Source organism: Amycolatopsis sp. NPDC005003 (genome assembly GCF_053600695.1).
In genome coordinates this window covers 60,893-86,233 of sequence record NZ_JBSGAI010000020.1, presented here as the reverse complement: position 1 = coordinate 86,233, position 25,341 = coordinate 60,893, and the positions used below count along the sequence as shown (strand labels likewise).

Genomic DNA, 25,341 nt, shown 5'->3' with positions numbered 1-25,341 from the left:
GATGACCACGTCGATTTCGGCCGAGACCGAATGGCTCGACGAAGCCGTCCGCATCGCGGAGACGAACGTCGCGAACGGCGGCGGCCCGTTCGGCGCGCTGATCGTGCGCGACGGTGAGATCGTCGCGACCGGCGTCAACCGCGTCACCGCGAACCTCGACCCGACCGCGCACGCCGAAGTCGTCGCGATCCGCGCGGCCTGCCAGGAACTCGGCACGTTCAAGCTCGACGGCTGCGTGCTCGTCTCCAGCTGCGAGCCGTGCCCGATGTGCCTGTCCTCGGCGCTGTGGGCGCGGGTGGACAAGGTCGTCTACGCGGCCGACCGCCATGATGCGGCCAAGGCCGGGTTCGACGACCGCGCCTTCTACGAACTCTTCGACCGCCCGCGCGAGACGTGGACGGTACCCGTGACGCGACTGTCCGCAAAGGACGGTTTCGCCCCCTTCGCGGCCTGGCTCGACAAGAGCGACCGCACCGACTACTGACCCACAAGGCCAGCTGACCGGAGCACAACCGAATCGAACGTCCCGCTCGCCCAGGCACGGCGCTGTGCCTTGGCCTGGCCGAGCACACCCACCGGCAAGGGCAGGACGCATGACCCAGACCGAAGTCCCCACCCCAGTAGTCGACGAAGTACCCCCGCAACGGCGAACTTTCCTCGAGCGACTCTTCGAGCTGCGCGCGCGGCAGAGCACGATCGGCCGCGAAGTCCGCGGCGGTGTCACCACGTTCGTCGCGATGGCCTACATCGTGCTGCTCAACCCGCTGATCCTCGGCGCCTCCGCCGACATCACCGGCGCCCGGCTCTCGGCCGCGCAGGTGACCACGGCGACCGCGCTCGCGGCCGCGGTGATGACCGTCCTCATGGGACTCGTCGGCAACGCGCCCCTCGCCTTGGCGGCCGGGCTCGGCATCAACGGCATCGTCGCCTTCCAGATGGCGCCGTCGATGACCTGGGCGCAGGCGTTCGGGCTGGTCGTGCTCGAAGGCGTCTGCATCGTGCTGATGGCCGTCAGCGGTGTCCGCGAGCGGATCATGAACGCCATCCCGCGGCCGCTCAAAACGGCGATCACGGTCGGGATCGGGCTCTACATCGCCCTGGTCGGGCTGGTCAGCGCCGGGTTCGTGACCCGGGTGCCGGACTCGGCGCAAACCACGGTCCCGGTGCGGCTCGGAGCGAGCGGGCACCTGCACGGCTGGCCGATCGTCGTGTTCTGCTTCGGCCTGCTGCTGATGATCGTGCTGGTGGCCCGCAAGGTCCCGGGCGCGGTGCTGATCAGCATCGGGGCGGCCACCGTGCTCGCCGTCGTGCTGCACCAGGGGTTCGGGGTCGGCGGCTGGGGGCTCACGACACCGGCCCTGCCCGACCACGTCGTCGCCGCACCCGACTTCGGGCTCTTCGGCCACGTCGACCTCTTCGGCGGGTTCGCCTCGGCCGGCGCGCTGGCCGCCACGGTCTTCCTGTTCACGCTGGTGCTGTCCGGCTTCTTCGACGCGATGGGCACGATCACGAGCGTCTCCGACGAAGCCGGCCTGTCGAAGAACGGGAAAGTGCCGCGGATGGGCCGCATCCTGCTGGTCGACGGCGCGGGCGCGTTCGCCGGCGGCGTCACCGGCTCCTCACCGAACACGGTGTTCCTCGAATCGGCGGCCGGCGTCGGTGAGGGGGCGCGGACCGGGCTCGCGAGCGTCGTCACCGGCCTGCTGTTCGCCGGGACGCTGCTGTTCACGCCGCTGGCCGGGGTCGTCCCGGCGCAGGCCGCGGCGCCCGCGCTGGTCGTCATCGGCGGGATGATGGTCGCGCAGTGCCGGACCATTCCGTGGCACGACCCGGACTACACGATCCCGGTGTTCCTCACCGCGGCGCTGATCCCGTTCACCTACTCGATCACCAACGGCGTCGGCGCGGGCCTGATCGCGTTCGTGCTGATCAAGACCGGCCGCGGCAAGTGGCGCGAGGCCGGCTGGCTGCTGTCCCTGCTGGCGCTGGTGTTCGCGGTGTACTTCGCCATCGACGGTGTCGAAACCCTGTTCCGGTAAGGAGTTCCCGTGCCCCTGATGTTCTTCAACGGCGGTGCCATGCGTGGCGGGCCGCTGCATCACCTGCTCGACGGATCGCCGTTCGTGGCGGTGGCGGACACCGCGCCGAAGTACCGGTTCTACGCCGTCGGCGACCAGTGCCCGGCGCTGTACCCGGTGTCGCACGGCGGCGCGGCGGTCACCGGCGAGGTCTACGACGTCTCCCTGGACGCCTTGCGGGACAAGGTGCTCCCGGCCGAGCCGCACGAGCTGGAGCTGGGTGTGGTGGAGCTGGCGGACGGCAGTTCGGCGTTCGCGATGCTGCTGCGTCGGCCGTACACCTCGCACGTGGCCCTGCGGGACATCACCGAGATCGGCGACTGGCGGGCCTTCAAGGCGAGCGCGTGAAGGTCCTGGTCGCCCCGGACAAGTTCAAGGGGTCGCTGACCGCGCGGGAGGTGGCGTCGGCGGTGGCCTCCGGTCTCGCCGACGTCCATCCCTCGGCAGTGGTTCGGACCCTCCCGGTGGCCGACGGCGGCGAGGGCACGGTGGACGCGGCCGTCGCGGCGGGCTTCCGCCGCGTCCGGGTCCCGGCCCGCGGGCCGACGGGAGCACCGGTGACGGCGTCCTACGCGGTGCGCGGGGACACCGCGGTGGTCGAGCTGGCCGAGGCGTCCGGGCTGCACCGGCTGCCCGGCGCCCCGGCTCCGCTCAGCGCGACGAGCGCGGGAACCGGGGACGTCATCGCGGCGGCCGTGCGGGCCGGGTGCCGCCGGATCGTGCTCGGCGTCGGCGGCAGTGCCTGCACCGACGGTGGCGCGGGCATGCTGGCGGCGCTGGGCGCGCGGCTCCTCGACGACACCGGGCGTGAGCTTCCCCCGGGTGGCGAGGCCCTTTCCCGGCTCGCCTCGCTGGACGTGGCGCGGGTGCCCGAAGTGGACATCGAGCTGGCGAGCGACGTGGACAACCCGCTGTACGGCCCGCGTGGAGCGGCCGCTGTCTACGGTCCGCAGAAGGGCGCGTCCCCCGGCGATGTCGAGACTCTGGACGCCGCGTTGCGGCACTGGGCGTCGATCGCCGGACCTGAGTTCGCGGAGCGGCCGGGAGCCGGAGCGGCCGGGGGAGTGGGCTTCGCGGCGATGGCCGTGCTGGGCGCCCGCACGCGGCCCGGCATCGAGCTCCTGCTCGACCTCCTCGGGTTCGAGGCGGCCCTGGCCGGCACCTCGCTGGTGATCACCGGCGAGGGATCACTCGACGAGCAGACGTTGTCCGGCAAGGCCCCGGCCGGGGTGGCCCGGGCCGTGGCGGCGCAGGGCATCCCCTGCATCGCGGTGTCCGGACGCTGCCGGCTGTCCCCGGCGAAGCTGGCGGAGGCGGGCATCGCGGCCGCGTACGCGCTGACGGATCTGGAGCCTGACCCGGCGCGCTGCATGGCGGAGGCGGCGCCGCTGCTGCGCCGCCTGGCTCACCGAGTGGCGCTCGACCACTTCGCGCCGTCCAGGTGATACCGAAGAGTTGTTACCATCGTAACCATGGCAACGAAGACGGCGGAGGACACGCGCGCACGCATCCTCGAGGCGGCGGCGGCCCTGCTGGTGGCGGAGGGCCGCGACGGCCTGTCAACCCGCGCGGTGAGCGCGGCGGCGGGCGTCCAGCCCCCGGCGCTGTACCGCCTCTTCGGCGACAAGGACGGCCTCCTGGACGCGGTGGCGGCGTACGGATTCGACGAGTACCTGAAGAGCAAGCGCGCCATGGGGTCGACGAACGACCCGGTCGAGGACCTCCGCAACGGCTGGGACCTGCACATCGAGTTCGGCGTGTCCCGCCCCGAGTTCTACGTCCTGATGTACGGCGACGCCCGCCCGGGCCGCACCTCACCGGCGGCGAGGGAAGCGGAGGCGATGCTGCGGACCGTCGTCGAGCGCGTAGCGGCAGCGGGCCGCCTCCGGGTGAGCGTCGACCGAGCCGGAAGGTTGATGCACGCGGCCGGAATGGGAGTGGTCCTGACCCACATCGCAACCCCGGAGGACAGGCGAGACCCGGAGCTGTCGCCAACGGCCCGCGAGACGGTACTGGCCCGCATCTTGACGGGAGGAACAGAACCACAAGGTTCAACCCTCCCCGAGCGCGCGATAGCGCTGAGGGCCGGCCTCGAAGGAGCAACGGCCCTGACAGAAGCGGAGCGAACCCTCATGGCCGAGTGGCTGGACCGCATAGCCGACGCGTAGAAAGCCGGACCACCCCCGGCAAACAACACAACGCGACTCACAACGCGAACCGGACCCGGCAGGCACTACAAGGCACCCCCACAACGCGAACCAGCCCCCACGCAACCCAGGCCCCCCGCAACCCCGATCCGAAGCCAGAACACGGCCGGCGGCGCCGGGTCAAGGCACGCTTTCCCGCCTTGACGCGGTGCTGCCGGCCGTAGTCACAATGACCGCTTCGGGGTTGCGGACAGCAACCACAATCCGAGGCGGGGTTGCGGACGGCAACCACAACCCAACGCAGGCTCGCAGATACCCAAACCAAGCCTGAATCGATCCAGCCCGATCGGACATTGCCTGTCGCGACCCAACCCCGCAATATGTTGCGACCAACAACATATCGAACGACAACGCCGTCGGAGGACCCCGATGATCAGGTGGAAAGCCGTCCTGGCCTGCGCCGGAACCACCATCCTGCTGGCCGCGACCCTCCAGGGAACAGCCAACGCAACCGGAACGGCAACAGACTGCTGCGGCGGCGGAGCTTCCTGGGCAACGGGCAACAAGTCGGCGCTGGGCACGTCCACGACCACAGCGAGCCCGGTCTGGTTCACCGTCGCGAACGGCGTCGCATCAGAGGTCTTCTACCCCCGCGCCGACGTCCCCAACATGCAGGACATGCAGTACATCGTCACCGACGGCTCGACGTTCGTGGACCTGGAACGCGACGCCACGAACCACGTCGTGACGATGCCCGACGAGAAGGCGCTCCAGTACACGATCACCAACACCGCGAAGAGCGGCAAGTACCGGATCACCACGGACTACGTGACCGACCCGGCGAGGGCATCGCTGGTCACGAACACCCGCTTCCAGTCCCTGGACGGCGGCACCTACCGCCTCTACCTCCTGGCCAACCCGTCGATGGCGGGCGGCGGAGCGAACGACAACGCCTGGTGGGACTCGACCGGCGCCCTGCTGGCGAGCGGAACGGAAACCCTGTTCGGCGGCACCGCCACCACCGTCGTCTCGGCACTCCGCGCCTCGACCGGCTTCACCGCGCACGACAACGGCTACACGGGCGCGGCCAGCGACTGCCTGGTCGACCTTCGCGCGGACAGGACGCTGACCAACCAGTTCGACAACATCTCCGGCACCGGCAACGTGGTCCAGTGCGGCCAGATCCCGGTCGGAACGGACACGACGTTCACCGTCGCCCTCGGCTACGGCGGCACCGCGGCCGCCGCCTCCTCGGCCGCAAGCGGATCGCTGACCAGCGGGTTCGCCGCCGTGTCGGCGTCCTACCGCAGCGGCTGGAACTCCTACGTGGGGAGCCTCAAGCCCGCCCCGGCCAGCGTTTCCGGGGACACGCAACGGCGTCGCACCTACTACGTGGCGGCGATGGCGCTGAAGACGGCGGAAGACAAACAACACCCGGGCGCGAGCGTCGCGGGCCTGGCGACGCCGTGGGGCGACTTCACGAACGGCGACCACCTCAACGACGGCTACCACCGGGTCTGGGGCCGTGACCTCTACCAGCAGGCGACCGGCCTGCTCGCCGCGGGCGACAGCGCCCAGGCCAAGCGGATGGCCCAGTTCCTCTGGAACTCGCAGTGGATCGGCAGCCCCACCGCCGGCGACGGCACGACTTACCCGGCGGGCTCGTTCCCCCGCTACAGCCCGGTGTCCGGCGTCGCCGGGGCGAGCGCCCAGCAGCTCGGCTGCTGCGAACAGCTGGACCAGGACGCCAACGCGATCCTGCTGGCCTGGCTGACCGGCGTCACCGACGCCTCGACCTACGCCAAGGTGAAGACGACGGCGAACCACATCGTCGCCACCGGCCCGGACACCACCGAGCGCTGGGAAGAGCAGTACGGCAAGTCGCCCTCCTCGGTGGCCGCGGAGATCGCCGGGCTGGTCGCGGCCGGGGCCATCGCGCGGGCCAACGGTGACACCGCGAGCGCGACGTCCTGGGAGTCCACAGCGGACTCCTGGCGGAACTCCCTGGCCGGCTGGACCGTGACGACGTCGGGGTACTGGGGCGGCCACACGTATTACGAACGCCTCGACCGGGCCGGCAATCCGAACGACACCGCGACGATCTGCTTCGACGAAGGCTGCTTCTACGAGCACGACGTCACCGACTTCGGCTTCCTCGACCTGGTCCGGCTCGGCATCCGCCCGGCCGGGGACGCGACGATCGCGAACTCGGTGGCCCCGACGGCCGCGGCGTCGGACGGCAACTCGGCGGTGCAGGTGACGCTCCCGAACGGGGACGTCTACTTCCACCGCTACCCGCACGACAACTACGGCGAGAGCACCGCGAACTGCAGTGGCTGGCCGGCCGGCGGCACCCAGCGCTTCGGGCGGCTGTGGCCGGTGCTGTCGGGGGAGCGCGGGCAGTACGAGCTCGCCAACGGCCGTTCGGCGGCGGTGTACCTGAAGTCCATGGCGGACTCGGTCAACGACGGCTACTTCGTGCCCGAACAGGTCTGGGATCGCGCGGACGTCGGCTGCTTCGGCCTCGGCCGCCCGACCGGCAGCGCGGGCCCGCTGATGTGGGCCGAGGGCCAGTACCTGCGGCTGGCCCAGAGCATGGACGCGGGCCGCAATCTCGACACCCCGTCGATCGTCAAGACCCGCTACGGCACCTGACCCGCCGGAGGGACGACACGCCCCCTCGTCGTGTCGTCCCTCCAGGCACGCGTGTCGTCCGTTCCGTCACCGCACCAGGCGGACGGTTTTCGCGGCGGGGGCGAAGGTCGCCGTCTGGCCGCGGGTGAGGGCGACGGTGTCGGCTTCGAGACCGTCGCCGAACGCCACCAGGCGATCGGATTCGACCTCGACCGTCAGCGGCGCCCGCGTCAGTTCCCCTTCGGTGCAGGTGGTCCCCGTTGTCGGCGAGGGCCACGCCTCCCGCACGAACCAGACCAGCCGGGCCTCGCCGGGGGCCGGCAGGGACACGCCGCTGCGGCGTTCCCGCCACACCGACCCGCACCAGCCGGTGGCCCCGGTGCCGGTGCCGACCAGGATCCCCGAGGACGCCTGGCGTTCCGGCCGCCCGCCACCGACCCCCAGCCGGTAGCGGGCCGTCTGGTGCCCGGCGTGCCCGAGGTAGATCTCGTTGAGGGCGAGCAGCCGCTGGCCGTCGTCCGCGGTGAGCTCGGCCATCGTCCGGTGCTCGACGTCGGTCGTGGAGCGGATCAGGTCCGCGACGGCCTCGACCGGGTGTTTGACGAGGACACCGGGTTGGCCGGGGGCGACGCCGATCACCGGCTGGCCGTCGAGGTACTTGGCCACGTTGGCGATGAGGCCGTCCTGCCCGACCACGACGACGACGTCCTCCGGGGTGAAGAGGAACCGGTCGAGGTCCGCGCGCTCGACCTCGCCTCGGCGCCAGTCCAGCGGGATGGCGGCACTGGCCGCGGCGAGGGCGGCGCGCAGGGCCGTGTCCGCCGCGGTCACCTCGGCGAGGTCGCGGCCGCGGGTGCGCAGGAAGAACTCGGCCTGGCCGCGGGTGCCGTGCCGGGCGACGAGCTCGTCGAGTTCGGTGCGGCGGTGGACGAGCACGACCCGCGGCGCGAGGCTCACGAGCGCACGCCCAGCTTCGTCAGCAACGGCGTGAGCAGGTCCGGCGTCAGCACCAGGCTGTCGATCTGCGGCAGGTTCCCGGCCAGCTCCTTCAGCGCCAGCCCGGTCAGCACGCCCTCGGGCAGATCGCGGTACGCGGCCAGCCGGGCGGCCTCGCCCGCCGCTTCGGCTTCACCGAGCGCACGCTTCCCGTCGGCCTTCACCTGCGTCAGCCGCTCTTCGCGCGAAGCCTGCGCCTCCGTCTCGATCCGGTTCGCCGCCGCGGCTTCCTCGGCCTGACGCCGGGCGTTCGCGCCGCGCTGGGCGAGCAGCTGTTCCTCGCGGCGGGCCAGCTCGATCTGGTTCTGCAGCTCGTTTTCGCTGATCGCGCGCTCGCGTTCGACGGCGAGCGCACGCCGTTCGAAGGTCGCGCGGTCGGCCTCCTGCTGCACCTTCTCCCGCGCGGTCGTCTGGAGCGCCTTCTCGACCTCGGGCTCGGCCCGGATCGCGACCACGCGGACGTCGATCACGGCCGAGCCGGTCTGCGCGAGCCGGGTGTCCTCTTCGGCCAGGCCGGCGCGGATCCGGTCGCGGACCGCGCGGACGCCGTCGACGAGGGCGGTGGCCAGGGGAGTGCGGGTCAGCACCTCGACCGCGTACTGCTGGACGTTTTCGGTGAGCAGCCCGCTGATCTGCGCCAGGGGATCGCTTCGCCAGCGGCCGGTGTCCGGGTCGATGGAGAAGTCGATGCGCTGCGCGGCCAGCGCCGGGTCCTCGATCCGGAAGGTGAGGGCGAGCTGGACGGTGACGTCCTGGAAGTCGGCCGTGCGGGCGTGGAACAGCAGCGGGAGTTCGCGGTCGTCGACCGGCACTTCCGAGACGACCGCGGTGAGCGGCCGGTACCAGAACGACAGCCCGACGCCGTCGTGCGCGAGCTTGCCGCGGCGGTAGTGCCGGATGTGCACGGTGGGGGCACCGCGCAGGTGCCGGAACCCGAACCGGCGGTCGATGTCGGCCATGGAGCCTCCTCTTATCGTCGTGGTGACGATATGGGGTGGACTGGCTAATCGTCAAGATGACGATTAGGGTGGGTGGCATGGGTCACCCACCGTTCGCCGTCACCGTGGACCTGGTCGTGCTCACCCTGACCGGAGACGAGCTGTGTGCGCTGCTGGTCCGCCGGGGCGTGGAGCCGTACCTCGGCGAGTGGGCGCTGCCCGGCGGGTTCGTCCGCGAGGACGAGGACCTCCCGGACGCGGCGCGCCGCGAGCTGGCCGAGGAGACCGGGCTGGCCCCGGGGACCGTCCACATCGAACAGCTCGCGGGCTACGGCACGCCGGACCGGGACCCGCGGATGCGGGTGGTGACGGTGGCGTACCTGGCACTGGCGCCGGACCTGCCGGTGCCGCGCGCGGGCACGGACGCGGCGGAGGCTCGCTGGGCACCGGTCCGGGCACTGCGGGCGGAGCGCCTGGCCTTCGACCACGACCGCATCCTTCGTGACGGCGTCGAACGTGCCCGGGCGAAACTGGAGTACTCCCCGCTGGCGACGGCGTTCTGCGCACCGGAGTTCACGGTCGCGGAGCTGCGCCGGGTGTACGAGCTGGTGTGGGACACCCGGTTGGACCCGCGCAACTTCCACCGCAAGGTGACGGGAGCGGAGGGGTTGCTGGAGCCGACGGGCCGGACGACAACGCGTGACGGCGGCCGCCCGGCCCAGCTGTACCGGCGAGGAGCGGCGGAGGTGCTGTACCCGCCGATGCTGCGCAGCTGAGCGCTAGCGGCCCGCCACCGCCCGGAACCACAGCGTGAACTCCGTCTTCTGCGGCACCAGCCGGTACCGCGGCAGCACCCCCGGCCCGCAGGACGCCGTCCCCAGCCCGTGCTGGGCCACGTCCAACGTCAGGTGCACCACGTCGTCCGGGACCAGGTCGTCGGTGTGCCGCGCCTCCTCCAGCGCCGCCGCGGTCCAGCGGCGGGCCGTGAAGTCGAAGACCGGGTCTCCGTCCACACGGATTCCGGCGCCGTCCGGATCGGTGAGGCGGGCCCAGCGGACCGCCGTGCGGTTGCCGTTCTCCTGCGGGTACACGTACGGCGTCTGCAGGCCGTCGACGCTGCTGGAAAACCGGCCGATCCGGGCCGCCTGGCGGCTGTCCGGGTACGCCTCGCCCGGGCCGCCGCCGAACCACTCCGCCGAGCCCAGTGCGCCCGGGATCGCCATCGCGAGGCCGAGCCGGGGGAGGGTACCGGGGAAGTCGCCGTCCGGGGTCACCTCGACCCGCAGCCGCAGGCGGTCGTCGAACGCCGTCCACGTGTAGTCGGCGAACAGCCCGAACGGCTGGGCCGGCGGCGCCACGCGGGTGCGCACCACCAGTTCCTCGCCGTCGGCGTCGACCGCGATCACCCGGTGCTGCATGCGGTGCAGGCCGGCCTCGCGCCACTGGTCGGCGGCCGGCCGCCCGGCGAACGTGCCGCGGTCGTTGTCGGTCGTCGCGCGCCAGACGTCGAGGCGCGGGCCGCGCACCGCGTGCTCGCCGAGCGCCGCCAGGACGCCGGTCGCCGGGTCGAACCTGCCGGCCCCGAGCACCAGCCGCCCGCCGGTGCGGAAGACCGGTCCGCGCGGCGGCAGCGGCGCCGCGACCGGTGCCGCTGACACCGCCAGCTGTCCCCACCCGACGACGTGCCCCGCAGGCGCCCACGCCGTCGCCGAGGTCAGCGCCGCCGACACCGTCAACCACGACTCCCCGCCGGTCGCGGGCAACCCGGGCAGCGGGACCACAGTGCTCTGTCCGGATGGGACGGGAGGAACGTCGAGAACGCCTTCGGCGACAGCGATTCCTTCGTCCTCCAGCGACCAGGTGAACGTCAGGTGCCCGGTGCTCACGAAGTCGTAGTGGTTGCTCACCCGGATCCCGGCCGCGTCCGCGTCGATCCGCACCGGCTCGATCACCTTCGCGAATTCGAGCAGCCCCGGCGACGGCGTCCGGTCGGGGAAGACCAGGCCGTCGATGACGAAGTTGCCGTCGTGGAGCGGCTCACCGAAGTCCCCGCCGTAGGCGAAGTGCCCGTCGGCGGCGAGGCCGTGGTCGATCCACTCCCAGACGAACCCGCCCTGGCAGTTCGGGTAGCGCTCGAACAGCTCGCGGTACTCCAGCAGCCCGCCCGGGCCGTTGCCCATCGCGTGCCCGTATTCGCACTGCAGGAACGGCAGGTCCCGCCGGCGCTCGTTGGCGTCTTCGCGGCGGCCGATCCGCTCGACGTCCTCGTGCGTGGCGTACATCCGGCTGTGCACGTCCACGTATTCGCAGTCGTGGTCGCCTTCGTAGTGGACCGGCCGCGTCGGGTCGCGGTGGCGCACCCACTCGGCCATCCGCGCGAGGTTCTCGCCGGTGTGGCTTTCGTTGCCCAGCGACCAGAGGATCACGCTCGGCCGGTTCTTGTCCCGCTCCACCGTGCGCCGCATCCGGTCGAGGTACGCCTCGGCCCACACGGGCTCGTCGCTGGGGTTGCCGGCCCAGCCCAGCGGCTCGAAGCCGTGGGTCTCCAGGTCGCACTCGTCGATCACCCACAGGCCGTGGGTGTCGCACAGCTCGAGGAACGCCGGGTCGGGCGGGTAGTGGCTGGTCCGGACGGCGTTGACGTTGTGCCGCTTCATCAGCAGGACGTCGGCCAGCGCCGTCTCCGGGGAGACCACACGTCCGGTGCGCGGGTCGTGCTCGTGGCGGTTGACCCCGCGCAGCATCAGCGGACGGCCGTTGACCTTGAGCTGCCCGCCGGAGATGGTCACCGTCCGGAACCCAATGCGCATCGGGACCCGCTCGGCCGCGGTGGCCAGCGTGCCTTCGTACAGCCGCGGGGTCTCGGCGCTCCACGGCTCGACCGGCAGCTCCAGCGCAGCCCCCGCCGGGTGCCCGGTGACGCCCAGCTCGGGGATGTCCAGCAGGACGTCCGGGCCGGTTTCGACCCGGACCGTGCCCAGGCCGGTGGTGTGGTCGTAGTCGGCGCGGACCCAGTAGTCGCCGATGCCGCCGTCCGGGCGGGCGAGCAGGGTGACGGCGCGGAAGATGCCCGAGGCCCACCACATGTCCTGGTCTTCGAGGTAACTGCCCGCCGACCACTGGTGCACGCGCACCACGAGGACGTTCCCGGCCGGCCGCAGCAGCGGTCCCACCTCGAACTCGGACGGCAGCCTGCTGCCCTGCGTGACGCCGAGTTCGGTGCCGTTGAGCCAGATCCGGCCGCACGAATCGATGCCGTCGAAGCGCAGCACGGCGGACCCGGCCGGCCAGTCGCCGGGCAGGTCGAACCGCAGCCGGTGGTCGCCGGTCGGGTTGTCCGAAGGCACGTGCGGCGGGTCGACCGGGAACGGGTAGGGCACGTTCGTGTAGGCCGGGCGCCCGTGGCCGTGCAGCTGCCACAGCGACGGCACCGGCAGCTCGTCCCACGCCGCATCGTCGAACCCCTCGGCTTCGATCCCCGCCGGCGCGGCCGCGAGGCTCGGCGACAGCCGGAACCGCCAGGTGCCGTTCAGTGACAACGATGGCGCGTCGGAGGTGAAGGCCGCGCGCGGCGGAAGGGAACCGCGGCCGGGGCCGGGGTCTTCGAGGTACGACATGGGGTCCTTTCCGCGCTCGACACGCGCCCGAGAACGTTCCCGTGAACGTTCACGGACCGCTCCGCAGTGTGCTTCCCGGCGGGGTCGGGTGTCAAGGGATCAGGCGGATTCGCGCAGGTGGAGGCGGGCGCGGACGATCATGTCGGCGGGTTCGAGGGGTGCCGCGCCGGTGACCAGCCGGGCCGCCTGCTCGACGGCCAGCGCCCCGACCGCCCGGGTGTCGATCGCGACGCTCGAGAGCTCCGGCTCGACCAGCGTGCCCAGGGCGAGGCCGTCGAACCCGATCACGGCGAGGTCGGCGGGCACGCGCAGGCCGAACCGGCGGCCCTCGCGCAGGGCACCGATGGCCATCACGTCGTTGAAGGCGAAGAGGGCGGTGACGTCGGGGTGGGCGGCGAGCAGGGCGGCCAGCGCCGCGCCACCGCCGTCCACGGTCTGGGCGCCGCCGGTGATCCACCCGGGGTGCACCGGGACGCCGCACTCCGCGGCTGCCCGCAGGAACCACCGGCGGCGGACGGTCGGGGCCGGGCGGCCGTCGAGCATGCCGATCCGCCGGTGCCCGCGCGAGACGAGGTGGGCGACGGCCTCGCGGACGCCCTCCTCGCCGTCGACCACGACACCGCTGAACCGCGGGGTGCGCGGCTCGCGGTCGATCAGGACGACCGGGATGCCGGCGGTTAGGCGCTCGAGGTCGTCGTCGGACCGGCCGAAGTAGCCGGTGACGGCGTCGACCTGGGCGCCGATCACCCGCAGCGTGGCGAGCTCCTGGTCGGGGTCGTCGGCGGTGTCGTGCACGACGACGTGCCAGCCGCGGGACCGGGCCGCCTCCAGCGCGCCGGAGGCGACCTCGGTGAAGAACGGGTTGAGCAGGTCCGGCACGACGAGGCCGATCGTGGTGGTGTCCGGCCGGACCAGGCCGCGGGCGAAGCGGCTGGGGCGGTACCCGAGCTCGCGGACGGCGTCCAGGACGCGCTGCTTGGTCGAGCCGTCGATCTCGGCCTTGTCGTTCAGCGCCCGTGACACCGTCTGCCGGGAAACCCCGGCCGAGCGGGCGACGTCGTGGATCGTCACCCGCCGGGGCTCCGTGGTTCCGGGCACCGCCCCACCTCCTCGTCCGGAGGTCGAGTATGCCCGCTACCCGGTCGTGGTGCGTTCGCGGCGCTTCACGAAGCGCCAGCCCACCGCCAGGACCACCGCGAGCACCGGGATCGAGGAGAACGCGATCTTCTCCGCGCCGTCGGAGAAGCCCATCAGCACCACCACGAGGGCCAGGAACGCGAGTGTCGCCCAGCCGCTGTAGGGCGCCCACGGCATCCGGTACGACGGGCGCTCCAGCTCGCCGCGCAGGGCGGCCTGGCGCAGCCGCAGCTGGCAGAAGATCAGCGTCGCCCAGGTGCTGATCACGCCCAGGGACGCGATCGCGATGGCGATGTCGAACGCCTCCTTCGGCACCAGGTAGTTCAGCACCACACCCAGCACGTAGGCGACCGACGTGAAGAGGATGCCGCCGTAGGGCACCTGACGGCGGCTCATCCGGCTGACGAACGACGGCGCTTCGCCCTTTTCGGCCAGCGAACGCAGGATCCGGCCCGTCGAATAGAGACCGGAGTTGACGCTGGACAATGCGGCCGTCAGGACGACCGCGTTCATCACGTCGCCGATGCCCGGGATGCCGAGCCGGCTGAACACGGTGACGAACGGGCTCTCGTCGCCGCTGTAGAACGGCCACGGCAGCAGCATCGCCAGCAGCAGCACCGAGCCGACGTAGAACACGCCGATCCGCCAGACCACGCCGTTGATCGCCTTCGGCAGCACCTGGCGCGGATTCTTCGTTTCGCCGGCCGCGATGCCGACGACCTCGATGGCCGAATAGGCGAAGATCACCGCCTGCAGCGTCATCAGCGCGACGCCGATGCCCGCCGGGAAGAGTCCACTGTGGCCGGTCAGGTTGTGCGGGCCGGCGGGCGCGCCGCCGATGTCCGCGCTCGTCAGCACCAGGCCGGCGCCGACGACCAGGAAGACGACGATGGCCAGCACCTTGACCACCGAGAACCAGAACTCCAGCTCGCCGAACACCTTGACCGAAAGCAGGTTCACCATCAGCAAAACGCCCAGTGCGATCAGCGCGGTGAGCCACTGCGGCACGTCCGGCAGCCACTTGTGGACGTAGATGGCGACCGCGGTGATCTCGGCGATCCCGGTCATCGCCCAGTTCACCCAGTACATCCAGCCGGAGGCGAAGCCGGCCCACGGCCCGATGAACTTCCGCGCGTAGGTGACGAAACTGCCGGAGCTGGGCTCGTGGAGGACGAGTTCGCCGAGCGCGCGCATCACGAAGTAGGCGGCGATTCCGCAGATCGCGTAGGAGAAGACCAGCGACGGGCCGACCTGGTGGAGCTTGCCGCCGGCGCCGAGGAAGAGCCCGACGCCGATCGCGCCGCCGATGGCGATCATCTGCACTTGGCGGTTGCCCAGCGCTTTCGAGTAGCTTTCACCTTTTTCGGTGAGCAGCGAGGAATCCATGGTCAACGGACGCTAGAGCGGTGTGCAGCAGATCACCAAGCGGACTAAGGAAGACTTAAGGTGTGCCGGAGATCACTGCGGAGTTCGTCCGCTATTCCGCGGATCCGATTTGGCACGGGGTGCCCGCGGCCCGCGCCGGAGCGGGTTCTACGCTCGGGCCCGTGGACCTCGCGGCGCTGCTGGACCGGATAGCCGACGACGTCGCGTCCGACGTCGGCCGCGGCGCCGTCGCGGACTACATTCCCGCGCTGGCCAGGGTCGAGCCGGGGCGGTTCGGCATGGCGGTGGCCGAAGTGGACGGTGCGGTGCACGGCGTCGGCGACTGGGAGCACCCGTTCTCGGTGCAGAGCATGTCCAAAGTGTTCACCCTGGCCCTGACCCTTTCGCGCGGCGACGGCGTGTGGGCGCGGGTCGGCCGCGAACCGTCGGGTGACCCGTTCAATTCGCTGGTGCAGCTGGAACACGAGGACGGCATTCCCCGGAACCCGTTCATCAACGCGGGCGCGCTGGTGGTGACCGACGAACTCGCCCGCCACGGCGACGCGGCGGAGGCACTGCTCGCGTTCCTCCGGCAGGAGAGCGGGCGGCCGGGGATCGCGGTGGACCCCGAGGTGGCGGCGTCGGAGGCGGGGCACGCCGACCGCAACCGCGCCCTCGCGTACTTCATGGCCTCCTACGGCAACATGCGCCACCCGGTGCCGTCGGTGCTCGACCAGTACGTCCGCCAGTGTTCGATCGCGATGAGCTGCGCCGACATCGCCCGGTCGGCGTTGTTCCTGGCCCGCCACGGCATCCGCAACGACGGCTCGCGCCTGCTCGGGCTGAGCGCGGCGAAGCGCATCAACGCGGTGATGCTGACGTGCGGAACGTACGACGCGGCGGGCGAGTTCGCCTACCGCGTGGGGCTGCCGGGCAAGAGCGGCGTGGGCGGCGGCATCGTGGCGATCGTCCCGGGCCGCTGCGCGGTGTGCGTGTGGAGCCCGGGGCTGGACGCGCGTGGCAACTCCGTCGCCGGGGTCGCCGCGCTGGACCGGTTCACCACGCTGACCGGCTGGTCGATCTTCTGACCTCAGCGCAGGTAGTTGTAGACGGTGGCCCGCGAGATCCCGAGCAGGTCGGTCAGCACCGGTACCGCGTTCTTCAGCTCCAGGAACCCTCGCTCCTTCAGTAACCGCACCAGGTCCTTCTTCGCCGCCGCCGGGAGACTGCGTGGGGTGTGGCCGCGCTCGGCCGCGTGGTCCTCGACCAGGGCTCGCAGCTCGTCGGCCGTCCGGGCGCGGAGGGATTCGGTGAGCGGGGCCGGCTCGTCGGCGGCGGCGAGGCGGGTCAGCGCGTGGGCCGCCGAGCCGAGCAGGGACACGTCGAGGTTGAGGCACAGTGCCGCGACGTACTCGCCGCTCGAGTTGCGGAGGCCGATCGACGTGCTCTTCGCGGGCCGGCCGTCCGGGAAGCGGTTCGGGTAGTTCTGCAGCACGTCCGGGAACGCCGGATCGGCGATCCGGGCCAGGCCCAGCTCGGTGGCCGGGTCGCCGACCGCGCGGCCGGACAGGCCGCCCTCGATCGCGCGTACCGCGTGGGCCGGGTCGCGCAGGTCGTGCAGCACCACCTCGCACAGGCCCGGGAACATCCGGCCGACGGCGTGGGCGATCTTCGCGGCCTCGCGCAGCAGCAGCTCGTCCTCGGTCATCCGATCAGCTCCCGCAGCTTGTCCGCCGCCTTGAGGCCGGAGCCGGTGAGCACGACCACCGTGGTCTCGCCGGGCCGGATGGCTCCGCGTGCGCGGAAGACGTCGATCGCCGCCGCGGCCGTCGCGCTGGTCGGCTCCGCGTACAGGCCGAGGGACGCCAGGCGGCGGGCGGCCGCGGCGATGGCGGCTTCGTCGATCGCCGCGGTGTCGCCGCCCGAGCGCCGGATGGCCGCGACGACCTCCGGCAGCCGCACCGGACGGCGGATCGCCGTGCCCTCCGCGACGGTCGGGGCGAACCCGGGCGGCCGGCGATCGTGGAAAGCCGCGTCGATGGGGGAGCAGTTGCGTGGCTGAGCGACGAGCAGGCGCGGGCGGCGCGCGATGGACCCGGCTTTGAAGAGCTCCTCGAACCCGAGGTCGCAGCCCAGCACGATGCTGCCCGCACCGGCCACGGTGACGACGGCGTCCGGCGCGCGGAAGCCGAGGTCTTCCCACAGCTCGTACGCGAGGGTCTTGGTGCCCTGCAGGAAGAACGGGTGCCAGTTGTGGCTGGCGTAGGTGGTGCGGTCCGAGCGGCGGACGGCCTCGGCGGCGGTGTCGTCGCGGGTGTCGGGGACCAGCTCGACGGTCGCGCCGTACGCGCGGGTCTGCAGCACCTTCGCCGGTGACGTTCCCGCCGGAGCGAGGACGGTCGCCGAGATCCCGGCCGCGGCGCTGTAGGCCGCCACCGACGAGCCGCCGTTGCCGGAACTGTCCTCCAGCAGCTCGCGCACCCCGGCACCGGCCAGTGCGGACACCATGACGCTGGAGCCGCGGTCCTTGAAGCTGCCGGTCGGGCTGAACCACTCGAGCTTGAACCGGACCTCGGTGCCGTCCCACGCCTGCGGGACGAGCGGGGTGCAGCCTTCCCCGAGCGAGACCGGGCGGAGGTCGCCGGGCAGCGCGGCCCGGTAGCGCCAGAGCGAGCGGACGGCCGTGTCGACGTCCTCCCGGTGCAGGCCGGGCCCGGCGGCGACGGTGAGCGGGGCACCGTCGTCACCCCGCCAGCGCCGGGGGTCACCGGGGTAGCGGGTCCCCGACCGCTCGTCGGTGTACCAGTACTCCACCGTCACCTCCAGATGTGGACGAACAGTCCAAGCTTAGACGTACTGTCTAGTGCTACTCCCGAGTATGCGAAATGTCTTCAGCTTCTTCTCAGGAAAAGGTTGTAACGCGGAGACGGAAAATAACGATCACCGGGGTCGGCCGGCGTACCGCTGGTGGTGGCCCCAATACCGCGCGTCGTGCCCGGCGGCCGGCGGGTGGGCACTGACGTCCACGTTCGTGGTCTTGTGAGCACCGAGAACCCCGGCGAACCGCCCATCCACAGTGGACTTGCGTAACCCGCCGGGGAGGGTCGAGCGCATTTCTCGGCGATTCTTGTGACACTCGGGAAAGGTGTGCGTAAATCGCGGGAAACAATGCGTGAAGAGCGGGGTGCACGGATCGGTGAAGTGAACGTATTCGCCCGTCTGCTTTACCGGTGGGATAAGCGCCGGGGGTACCGGGAAACACCGGACCCGACGGACGGCGTGGCCCGGACCGGCGAACGACCGCGCGTCCACCAGGCGGGATGGCTTGCGCCGTCCGGCGGTGCACGTCGGGTGGACCACGCTGCCGAACGGGTCCACCGCGGTGCGGATGGGCAATGGTGGCACCCGGTGGCGGCGGGGAACGTGACGGCGACGTTAAATTCTTGCGCCGTCAGCCTGGTCGCTCCCGAATTTTCTGAACCTTAGCTACGAAATCGTGGTGGGTTGTTGACGGCACGGAAGGAACCCGCTTAAGTACACCCCGTTACCCTTCACCCTTTCGTGCGTAGCGGGAGTTCCCATGCGTCTCTCGAAAGACGACTCCGTGCCGGCCGGGCTGGTCGTCGCCGTGTCGCCGCTGCGATGGCCGTCGGCGCGCGGGGTCGCCGCCGCCGCGCGGGGAGGCGGGCTCGGCGTGCTCGACCTCACCGCCGGTGGCGCCTCGGCCGCCGACGAGCTCGCGCTGCTCGGCGAATGGGGTGTCCCGGCGTTCGGGGTCCGGCTGGCGGGGCCGGCGGACCTGCCCGACGCGGTGACCACCGTGCTGCTGACCGAAGGCGCCGAATGCACGCCGCAGGACTTCCCGGGCCGTCGGGTGCTCGCGGAGGTCACTTCCCGTGCGGCGGCCGTCCGGGCGGTCGCCGCGGGTGCCCACGGCCTGATCGCCCGCGGGCACGAATGCGGTGGGCCGGTCGGGGAACTGAGCACCTTCGTGCTGCTGCAGGCCCTGCTTGCCGAAGACGGCCCGGGCGTCCCGGTGTGGGCGGCGGGCGGCATCGGCCCGCACACCGCCGCGGCCGCCGTCGCCGGTGGCGCGGCCGGCGTCGTCGTCGACACCCAGCTCGCCCTGCTGCCGGAAGCCGAACTCCCGTCGGCGCTCACCACCGCCCTCACCGGCCTCGACGGCTCGGAGACGACCGTCGCCGACGGCGTCCGCGTGCTGGCCCGGCGGGGTACCGAACCGCTCGAAGCCGGTCAGGACGTCTTCCTCGCCACCCGGTTCCGCGACCGCTGGGGCACGGTGACCGCGGCGGTGCGCGGCCTGGCCGACGCCGTCGGCGAGGCCTTGCGCCTGCCGGACGCGGTGCTGGGCCCGGGCAGCGCGGGCAGCCGCGCGCTCGGCACGGCGCTGCCGGTCGCCCAGGGCCCGATGACCCGGGTCAGCGACCAGCCCGCCTTCGCGGCCGAGGTCGCCGCCGGTGGCGCGCTGCCGTTCATCGCGCTGGCCCTGTCCGGCCCCGAACAGACCCGCGACGTGCTGGAACGAACCCGCGCGGCCGTCGGCGACGCGCCCTGGGGCGTGGGTGTCCTCGGCTTCGCCGCCGACGACGTCAAGGCCGCGCAGCTGGCGGTCATCCGCGAACTCCGGCCGACGCACGCGATCATCGCCGGCGGCCGGCCCGCCCAGGCGGTGGTGCTGGAAGAGGCCGGCATCGCCACCTTCCTGCACGTGCCGTCGCCGGGACTGCTGAAGCAGTTCCTCGAAGCCGGCGCCCGCAAGTTCGTCTTCGAAGGCTCGGAATGCGGTGGCCACGTCGGCCCACGCACCAGCTTCCCCCTGTGGGAGGCCCAGCTCGGCGTCCTGGCCGACTTCCTCGAAGCCACGCCGGACGCCGCCACCGACCTGCAGCTGCTGTTCGCCGGCGGCATCCACGACGAGCGCTCGGCCGCGATGGTGGCCGCCCTCGCCGCCCCGGTGGCCGCGCGCGGAGCGGCGATCGGGGTGCTGATGGGCACCGCCTACCTCTTCACGCGCGAAGCCGTCGACGCGGGCGCCGTGCTCCCGCTCTTCCAGCGCAGCCTCCTCGAAGCCGAGCACACCGATCTCCTCGAAACCGCGCCGGGGCACGCCACCCGCTGCGTGCGCAGCCCGTTCACCGAGGAGTACGCGGCGATCAAGGCGGACCTCGCCGAGCGCGGCGTGCCGAGCCGCGACGCCTGGGAGCAGCTGGAGACGCTCAACGTCGGGCGGCTCCGCCTGGCGAGCAAGGGCATCGAGCGCGTCGGCGCCGAGCTGCGGGACGTCGGCGAAGACCGCCAGCTGGCCGAAGGCATGTTCATGGCGGGCGAGGTCGCCGTGCTGCGCTCGGCCGTCACCACGATCGCCGACCTGCACACCGCGGTCGGCGAGGGGGCGAACGCGTTCCTGCGGGCGCGGGCCGCCGAGTTCGGCGGCGCCGAGACCGAACCGCTCGCGCCCGAGCCGCTGGACATCGCCATCGTCGGCATGGCCTGCATGTTCCCGCAGGCCCCCGACCTGGCCGCGTTCTGGGCGAACGTCCTGGCCGGCACCGATGCGGTCACCGAGGTGCCCCCGCAGCGCTGGGACACCTCGCTGTACTACGACCCCGAGGGACAGGGGGAGCGGACGCCGTCGCGCTGGGGCGGGTTTCTCCCGGAAATCGGCTTCGACCCGCTGAAGTACGGCATCCCGCCGTCGTCGCTGGCCAGTATCGAACCCGTGCAGCTGCTGGCGCTGGAGGCCGCGCACCGCGCGCTGGCCGACGCGGGGTACGCCGACCGCGCGTTCGACCGCGCCCGCACGTCGGTGGTGTTCGGCGCCGAAGCGGGCAGCGACCTGTCGAACGCGATGACCCTGCGCAGCGTGCTGCCGTCCTACCTGGGCGAACTCCCGGCCGAACTGGACGAACGGCTGCCGCGGATCACCGAGGACTCCTTCCCGGGCGTGCTCGCCAACGTCATCGCCGGGCGGATCGCCAACCGCCTCGACCTGGGCGGGGCCAACTACACCGTGGACGCCGCGTGCGCCTCCTCGCTGACCGCGGTCGACGTCGCCTGCAAGGAACTGACCGCCGGCACCAGCGACCTCGTCCTCTGCGGCGGCGCCGACCTGCACAACGGCATCAACGACTACCTCCTGTTCGCCTCGGCGCACGCCCTCTCGCCGACCGGCCGGTCGGCCACGTTCGACAGCGCGGCCGACGGCATCGCGCTCGGCGAAGGCGTCGCCTGCATCGCCCTGAAACGCCTGGCCGACGCCGAACGCGACGGCGACCGGGTGTACGCCGTGATCAAGGGCGTCGGCGCGGCTTCGGACGGCCGCGCACTGGGGCTGACGGCACCGCGGCCCGAGGGCCAGCACACCGCGCTGACCCGCGCCTACCGCAACGCCGGCGTCTCGCCCGCGCGCGTCGGGCTGGTCGAGGCGCACGGCACCGGCACCGTCGTCGGCGACCGGACCGAACTGGGCACCCTGACGAAGGTGTTCACCGAGGCCGGCGCCGCACCCGGCGCGTGCACGATCGGCTCGGTGAAGTCGCAGATCGGCCACACCAAGTGCGCCGCGGGCCTGGCCGGGCTGATCAAGGCCGCCCTCTCCGTGCACACCGGCGTCAAGCCGCCGACGCTGCACCTCTCGGCACCGAACCCGGCGTGGGACCCCGAGACCAGCCCGTTCGTGTTCCAGTCGGCCGCGCAGCCCTGGACCGCGCCGCCGGCCGAGCGGCTCGCCGGGGTCAGCGCGTTCGGCTTCGGCGGCACCAACTTCCACGTGGTGCTCGCCGCCCACGACGGCGTCCCGCCCGCGCAGACCGCGGACGAATGGCCCGCGGAGCTGTTCACCTTCACGACGGAGACCGCGGCGCGAGCCCTGCTCGAACTGGCCACCGACGTCCCGGCGGGCCGGGAGCCGTGGCGGCTGCGGGACCTCGCCCTCGCCGCGTCCCGGCGGGCCGAAGCCGCGGGCGGGCGGATCCGGCTCGCCGTCGTCGCGTCCACTGTGGACGAGCTGGCCGGGCTGCTGCGGCAGGCGCTGGCCGGGCAGGACGTCCAGGGCGTGTTCCGCGTCGGCGCGGACGAACCCGGTGCCGTCGCGGTGCTGTTCCCCGGTCAGGGCAGCCAGCGGCCGGGGATGTTCGCCGAGCTGTTCGTCGCCTTCCCGGAGCTGCAGCGCTACCTGCGCCTGGACCCGGCGACGGCCGAGGTCGTCTTCGGTCCGGCGGTGTTCGGGGAGCCGGCGCGGCAGGCGCTGGCCGAGCGGGTCACCGACACCCGCGTCGCCCAGCCCGCGCTCGGCATCACCGGCCTGGCCGCGTTCCGGCTGCTGAGCCGCGCCGGCCTGCGGCCCGCGATGCTCGGCGGCCACAGCTACGGCGAACTGACGGCGCTGGCGGCGGCCGGGGCGTTCACCCCGGAAGCCCTGCTGCACGCCAGCCACGCCCGGGCCGGGGCGATCGCCGACGCGGTGCCGCCGGACGACCCGGGCGCGATGGCCGCGGTCTCGGCGGGCGCCGCGCAGACGGGGAAGGTCCTCGCCGACGCGGGGCTCGGCACGGTCGTGCTGGCCAACCACAACTCGCCCAAGCAGACGGTGATCTCCGGGCCCACCGCCGACGTCGAAGCCGCGGTCGGGCACCTGCGCGCCGCCGGGCTCGGCGCGAAGCGGATCCAGGTCGCGTGCGCGTTCCACAGCTCCCTGGTGGCACCGGCCGGGGAGGCGTTCGGCCGGGCCCTGGACGCGATCGGCGTCGTGCCGCCCGCGGTCCCGGTGTACGGCAACCGGACGGCCGGGCCGTACCCGGATTCGCCGGACGCGATCCGCGGCGAGCTGGCCGCCCAGCTGGGCGCGCCGGTCCGGTTCGTGGAGCAGGTCGAGGCGATGTACGCGGCCGGGGCGCGCGTGTTCGTCGAGGCCGGGCCCGGGGCCGTGCTGGCCAGGCAGGTCGCCGCCATCCTCGGTGACCGGCCGCACCGGACGGTCGGGTTCGAACAGCCGGGCCGCCGCGGCTTGCCGGGGTTCCTCGGCGCGCTGGCCCAGCTGGCGGTGTCCGGGGTGCCCGTCGAGACGGGCTGGTTGTTCCGCGGCCGGGACGCGGTGGACGCCTCCGCCGCGCCACGGCCGAAGCGTCCGGGGTGGACGGTCGACGGCCACTTGCTGCGCGCGGCGGACGGCACGATCCCGGCGGGCGCCCTCCGCCCGGCGGAGCGGGTCTCGCTCGGCCTGTCGACGGCGGCGCCCGCCGCGGCGACCTCGGAGGCGATGGTCGCGGACTTCCTGCGCACCAGCCGCGAGATGATCGCGGCGCAGCGGGACGTGCTCCTGGGCTTCCTCGGCACCGACGCGCCCGCGGAAGTCCGGGCGCCGATCACGGTGCCGGTCATCGAGCAACCCACCGTGGTGCCGGTCGCGGCGCCGAAAACGGCCTCGGTGCTCGACCTGGTGGTCGAGGTGATCGGGGAGCGGACCGGGTATCCGGTGGAGATGATCGAGCCGGACCTCGATCTGGAAGCCGACCTGAGCGTGGATTCGATCAAGCGGGCGGAGATCGCGGGTGAGCTGGCGTCGCGTCTGGGGCTGGTCGGCGGTGACGTGGAGGAGTTCGCCAAGGCTCGCACCGCCGCGGCGATCGCGCAATTGATCGGCGAGGAACCCGCCGAGGTGGCGCCGGTGGCCTCGGTGCTGGAGACCGTGGTGGCGGTGATCGGGGAGCGGACCGGGTATCCGGTGGAGATGATCGAGCCGGACCTCGATCTGGAAGCCGACCTGAGCGTGGATTCGATCAAGCGGGCCGAGATCGCGGGCGAGCTGGCATCGCGTCTGGGGCTGGCCGGCGGTGACGTGGAGGAGTTCGCCAAGGCTCGCACCGCCGCGGCGATCGCCGAGCTGGTCGGTGGGGCGGGGCCGGGCGCATCCCCCGAGCTCTCGCCGGAACCGGTGCCGGCGGTGCCCCTCGGGCAGAGCTCGCCCGAGCCGTCGGCTCCGGCCGCGCTCGAAACCCACCGCCCAGCCGAGCCCGCGCCGCTCATCGTTGCGCCGAAACGCCTGGTGATGGCCGAAACCGAGCTTTCGCCGGCCGAGGCTCCCGATGTCGCCGGGCGGAAGTTCCTGCTCGTCGGCCGTGGGCCGCTCGCCGAGGCCGTTCGAGGCCGGCTCACCGGGCTGGGTGCGTCGGCCGAGGTCGCCGACGAGGTCCGCGCCGGGTTCGACGGTGTCCTGTTCCTGGCGGGGACCGTGCTGCCCGCCGCCTTCCCGCAGTACCAAGCCGCCCTTGCGACGCGGCCGGCCTGGCTGCTGACCGCCGGGCCCGGCGAGGGCCTGCGCGGGTTCCACCGCAGCCTCGCCCGCGAATACCCCGCCACCCTCACCCGCGTGGTCGAGCTGTCCCCGGACGAACCGGCCGGAGACCAAGCCGCCGCGCTGGTCCAGGAGCTGTCCACTGTGGACTCCGAACCCGTCGTCGTTCGTGCCGGCGAGCGCCGGACCGGCTTCCGGATGACCGAGCTGGACCTCGGCCCGCTCGGCAGCAGCGGCGCGGGCCCGGCGGGTGACGGCGCCGCCGAAGCCACGGCGATCGGCCTCCACCGCGACTCGGTCGTCCTGCTCGTCGGGGGCGCCAGGGGCATCACCGCCCGGTTCGCCACCACCCTGGCCGCGGCCGTCCGCTGCCGGATCGAGCTGCTCGGCCGCACCCCGGTGCCCGCGGCCGAGGACGAACACCCTGCGGCCAAGACGGCCAAGGACCTCCGCGCGGCGCTCATCGAGGCCGGGCTGAAGAGCCCCGCCGAAATCGAACGGACCGTCCGCCGGATCCTGGGTGAACGCGAAGTCCGGCAAACCCTGGCCAAGCTCGAAGCGCTCGGCAGCCCGGTGCGCTACCAATCGGTCGACATGCTCGACGCCGAAGCCGTGCACCGCGCGGTCAAGGAGATCCACGCCGAGCACGGCCGGCTCGACGGCATCGTCTACGCGGCCGGCGTCATCGAGGACAAGCTCGTCGCCGAGAAGACGCCGGAGTCGTTCGAGCGCGTGTACGGCACGAAGGTCGACGGCGCCCGCACCCTCCTGGAGGCGACCGCCGACCTGCCCGACGAGCCGGCGTTCGTGGTCCTCTTCGGCAGCATCGCCGCTGCGCTCGGCAACCGCGGCCAGTCCGACTACGCCGCCGCCAACGACGCCCTCGAGACGCTGGGCCGCCAGTGGCCGGCCGGGCGGGCGGTGACCGTCCACTGGGGACCGTGGGCCCCGACCGGCGAGCACGACGGCATGGTGACCCCCGAGCTGATGCGCGACTACGCCCGCCGCGGCATCGCGCTGATCGATCCGGAGGAAGGCACCCTCGGCCTGCTGCGCGAGCTGGCCTGGGGCCGTCCGGACACCGGCGCCGTCGTCCACACGGCGTCCGGGTGGTGA

At 72.6% G+C, this 25,341-nt stretch carries 17 protein-coding genes; 9 read left to right on the top strand and 8 right to left on the bottom strand.

All coding sequences use genetic code 11. The features are described 5' to 3' along the window. Position 1: 1 nt before the first annotated feature. From ACWED2_RS23490 to ACWED2_RS23465, 6 genes are all read left to right on the top strand, one after another. Positions 2 to 484 carry a nucleoside deaminase gene (locus tag ACWED2_RS23490; protein ID WP_449692630.1) on the top strand — a complete coding sequence of 161 codons (483 nt, stop codon included), beginning with the start codon at positions 2 to 4 and terminating at the stop codon, positions 482 to 484. 109 nt (positions 485 to 593) lie between these two features. Then, complete coding sequence (locus tag ACWED2_RS23485) at positions 594 to 2,039, top strand: NCS2 family permease (RefSeq protein ID WP_449692629.1); 1,446 nt, start codon at positions 594 to 596, stop codon at positions 2,037 to 2,039. A 9-nt stretch (positions 2,040 to 2,048) separates the two neighbouring features. After that, positions 2,049 to 2,426, top strand: coding sequence for an allophanate hydrolase-related protein (locus ACWED2_RS23480; protein WP_449692628.1), 378 nt, complete (start codon positions 2,049 to 2,051; stop codon positions 2,424 to 2,426). Further along, a complete protein-coding gene (locus ACWED2_RS23475) occupies positions 2,423 to 3,523 on the top strand; it encodes a glycerate kinase (protein WP_449692627.1) in 1,101 nt (366 codons plus the stop codon). Before ACWED2_RS23480 ends, ACWED2_RS23475 begins: the two co-directional genes overlap by 4 nt. Positions 3,524 to 3,550: 27 nt before the next feature. Next, positions 3,551 to 4,246: a TetR/AcrR family transcriptional regulator gene (locus tag ACWED2_RS23470; RefSeq protein WP_449692626.1), complete on the top strand. Its 696-nt coding sequence runs from the start codon at positions 3,551 to 3,553 to the stop codon at positions 4,244 to 4,246. A gap of 408 nt (positions 4,247 to 4,654) precedes the next feature. Next, positions 4,655 to 6,880, top strand: a complete 2,226-nt coding sequence (locus ACWED2_RS23465) for a glycoside hydrolase family 15 protein (protein WP_449692625.1) — start codon at positions 4,655 to 4,657, stop codon at positions 6,878 to 6,880. A 66-nt stretch (positions 6,881 to 6,946) separates the two neighbouring features. Here ACWED2_RS23465 and ACWED2_RS23460 read toward each other — a convergent pair whose 3' ends face one another. Together ACWED2_RS23460 and ACWED2_RS23455 are read right to left on the bottom strand one after the other, a co-directional pair. Further along, entirely contained in the window at positions 6,947 to 7,816 is an 870-nt protein-coding gene (locus tag ACWED2_RS23460) for a hypothetical protein (RefSeq protein WP_449692624.1), read from the bottom strand. Then, positions 7,813 to 8,814 (bottom strand): SPFH domain-containing protein, encoded by a 1,002-nt coding sequence (locus ACWED2_RS23455; RefSeq protein ID WP_449692623.1) that lies wholly within the window; start codon positions 8,812 to 8,814, stop codon positions 7,813 to 7,815. The genes ACWED2_RS23460 and ACWED2_RS23455 overlap by 4 nt, the downstream gene beginning before the upstream one ends. Positions 8,815 to 8,891: 77 nt before the next feature. Here ACWED2_RS23455 and ACWED2_RS23450 point away from each other — a divergent pair, with 77 nt between their 5' ends. Continuing rightward, entirely contained in the window at positions 8,892 to 9,569 is a 678-nt protein-coding gene (locus tag ACWED2_RS23450) for an NUDIX hydrolase (RefSeq protein ID WP_449692622.1), read from the top strand. Positions 9,570 to 9,572: 3 nt separating this feature from the next. Here ACWED2_RS23450 and ACWED2_RS23445 read toward each other — a convergent pair whose 3' ends face one another. From ACWED2_RS23445 to ACWED2_RS23435, 3 genes are all read right to left on the bottom strand, one after another. Continuing rightward, a complete protein-coding gene (locus ACWED2_RS23445) occupies positions 9,573 to 12,410 on the bottom strand; it encodes a glycoside hydrolase family 2 TIM barrel-domain containing protein (RefSeq protein WP_449692621.1) in 2,838 nt (945 codons plus the stop codon). Positions 12,411 to 12,509: 99 nt separating this feature from the next. After that, a complete protein-coding gene (locus ACWED2_RS23440) occupies positions 12,510 to 13,508 on the bottom strand; it encodes a LacI family DNA-binding transcriptional regulator (protein WP_449692620.1) in 999 nt (332 codons plus the stop codon). Between the two features lie 36 nt (positions 13,509 to 13,544). Next, positions 13,545 to 14,933, bottom strand: coding sequence for an amino acid permease (locus ACWED2_RS23435; RefSeq protein WP_449692619.1), 1,389 nt, complete (start codon positions 14,931 to 14,933; stop codon positions 13,545 to 13,547). Between the two features lie 161 nt (positions 14,934 to 15,094). Here ACWED2_RS23435 and ACWED2_RS23430 point away from each other — a divergent pair, with 161 nt between their 5' ends. Next, positions 15,095 to 16,000: a glutaminase gene (locus ACWED2_RS23430; RefSeq protein WP_449692618.1), complete on the top strand. Its 906-nt coding sequence runs from the start codon at positions 15,095 to 15,097 to the stop codon at positions 15,998 to 16,000. Between the two features lie 2 nt (positions 16,001 to 16,002). Here ACWED2_RS23430 and ACWED2_RS23425 read toward each other — a convergent pair whose 3' ends face one another. The 3 genes from ACWED2_RS23425 to ACWED2_RS23415 form a co-directional block, all read right to left on the bottom strand. Then, positions 16,003 to 16,620: a helix-turn-helix transcriptional regulator gene (locus ACWED2_RS23425; RefSeq protein WP_449692617.1), complete on the bottom strand. Its 618-nt coding sequence runs from the start codon at positions 16,618 to 16,620 to the stop codon at positions 16,003 to 16,005. Beyond that, positions 16,617 to 17,726: a threonine synthase gene (locus ACWED2_RS23420; RefSeq protein ID WP_449692616.1), complete on the bottom strand. Its 1,110-nt coding sequence runs from the start codon at positions 17,724 to 17,726 to the stop codon at positions 16,617 to 16,619. The genes ACWED2_RS23425 and ACWED2_RS23420 overlap by 4 nt, the downstream gene beginning before the upstream one ends. A 126-nt stretch (positions 17,727 to 17,852) precedes the next feature. Continuing rightward, positions 17,853 to 18,026, bottom strand: coding sequence for a hypothetical protein (locus ACWED2_RS23415; protein ID WP_449692615.1), 174 nt, complete (start codon positions 18,024 to 18,026; stop codon positions 17,853 to 17,855). 466 nt (positions 18,027 to 18,492) lie between these two features. Here ACWED2_RS23415 and ACWED2_RS23410 point away from each other — a divergent pair, with 466 nt between their 5' ends. Continuing rightward, the gene (locus ACWED2_RS23410) at positions 18,493 to 25,341 is read left to right on the top strand and encodes an SDR family NAD(P)-dependent oxidoreductase (protein WP_449692614.1); all 6,849 of its coding nucleotides are present in this window, start codon (positions 18,493 to 18,495) and stop codon (positions 25,339 to 25,341) included.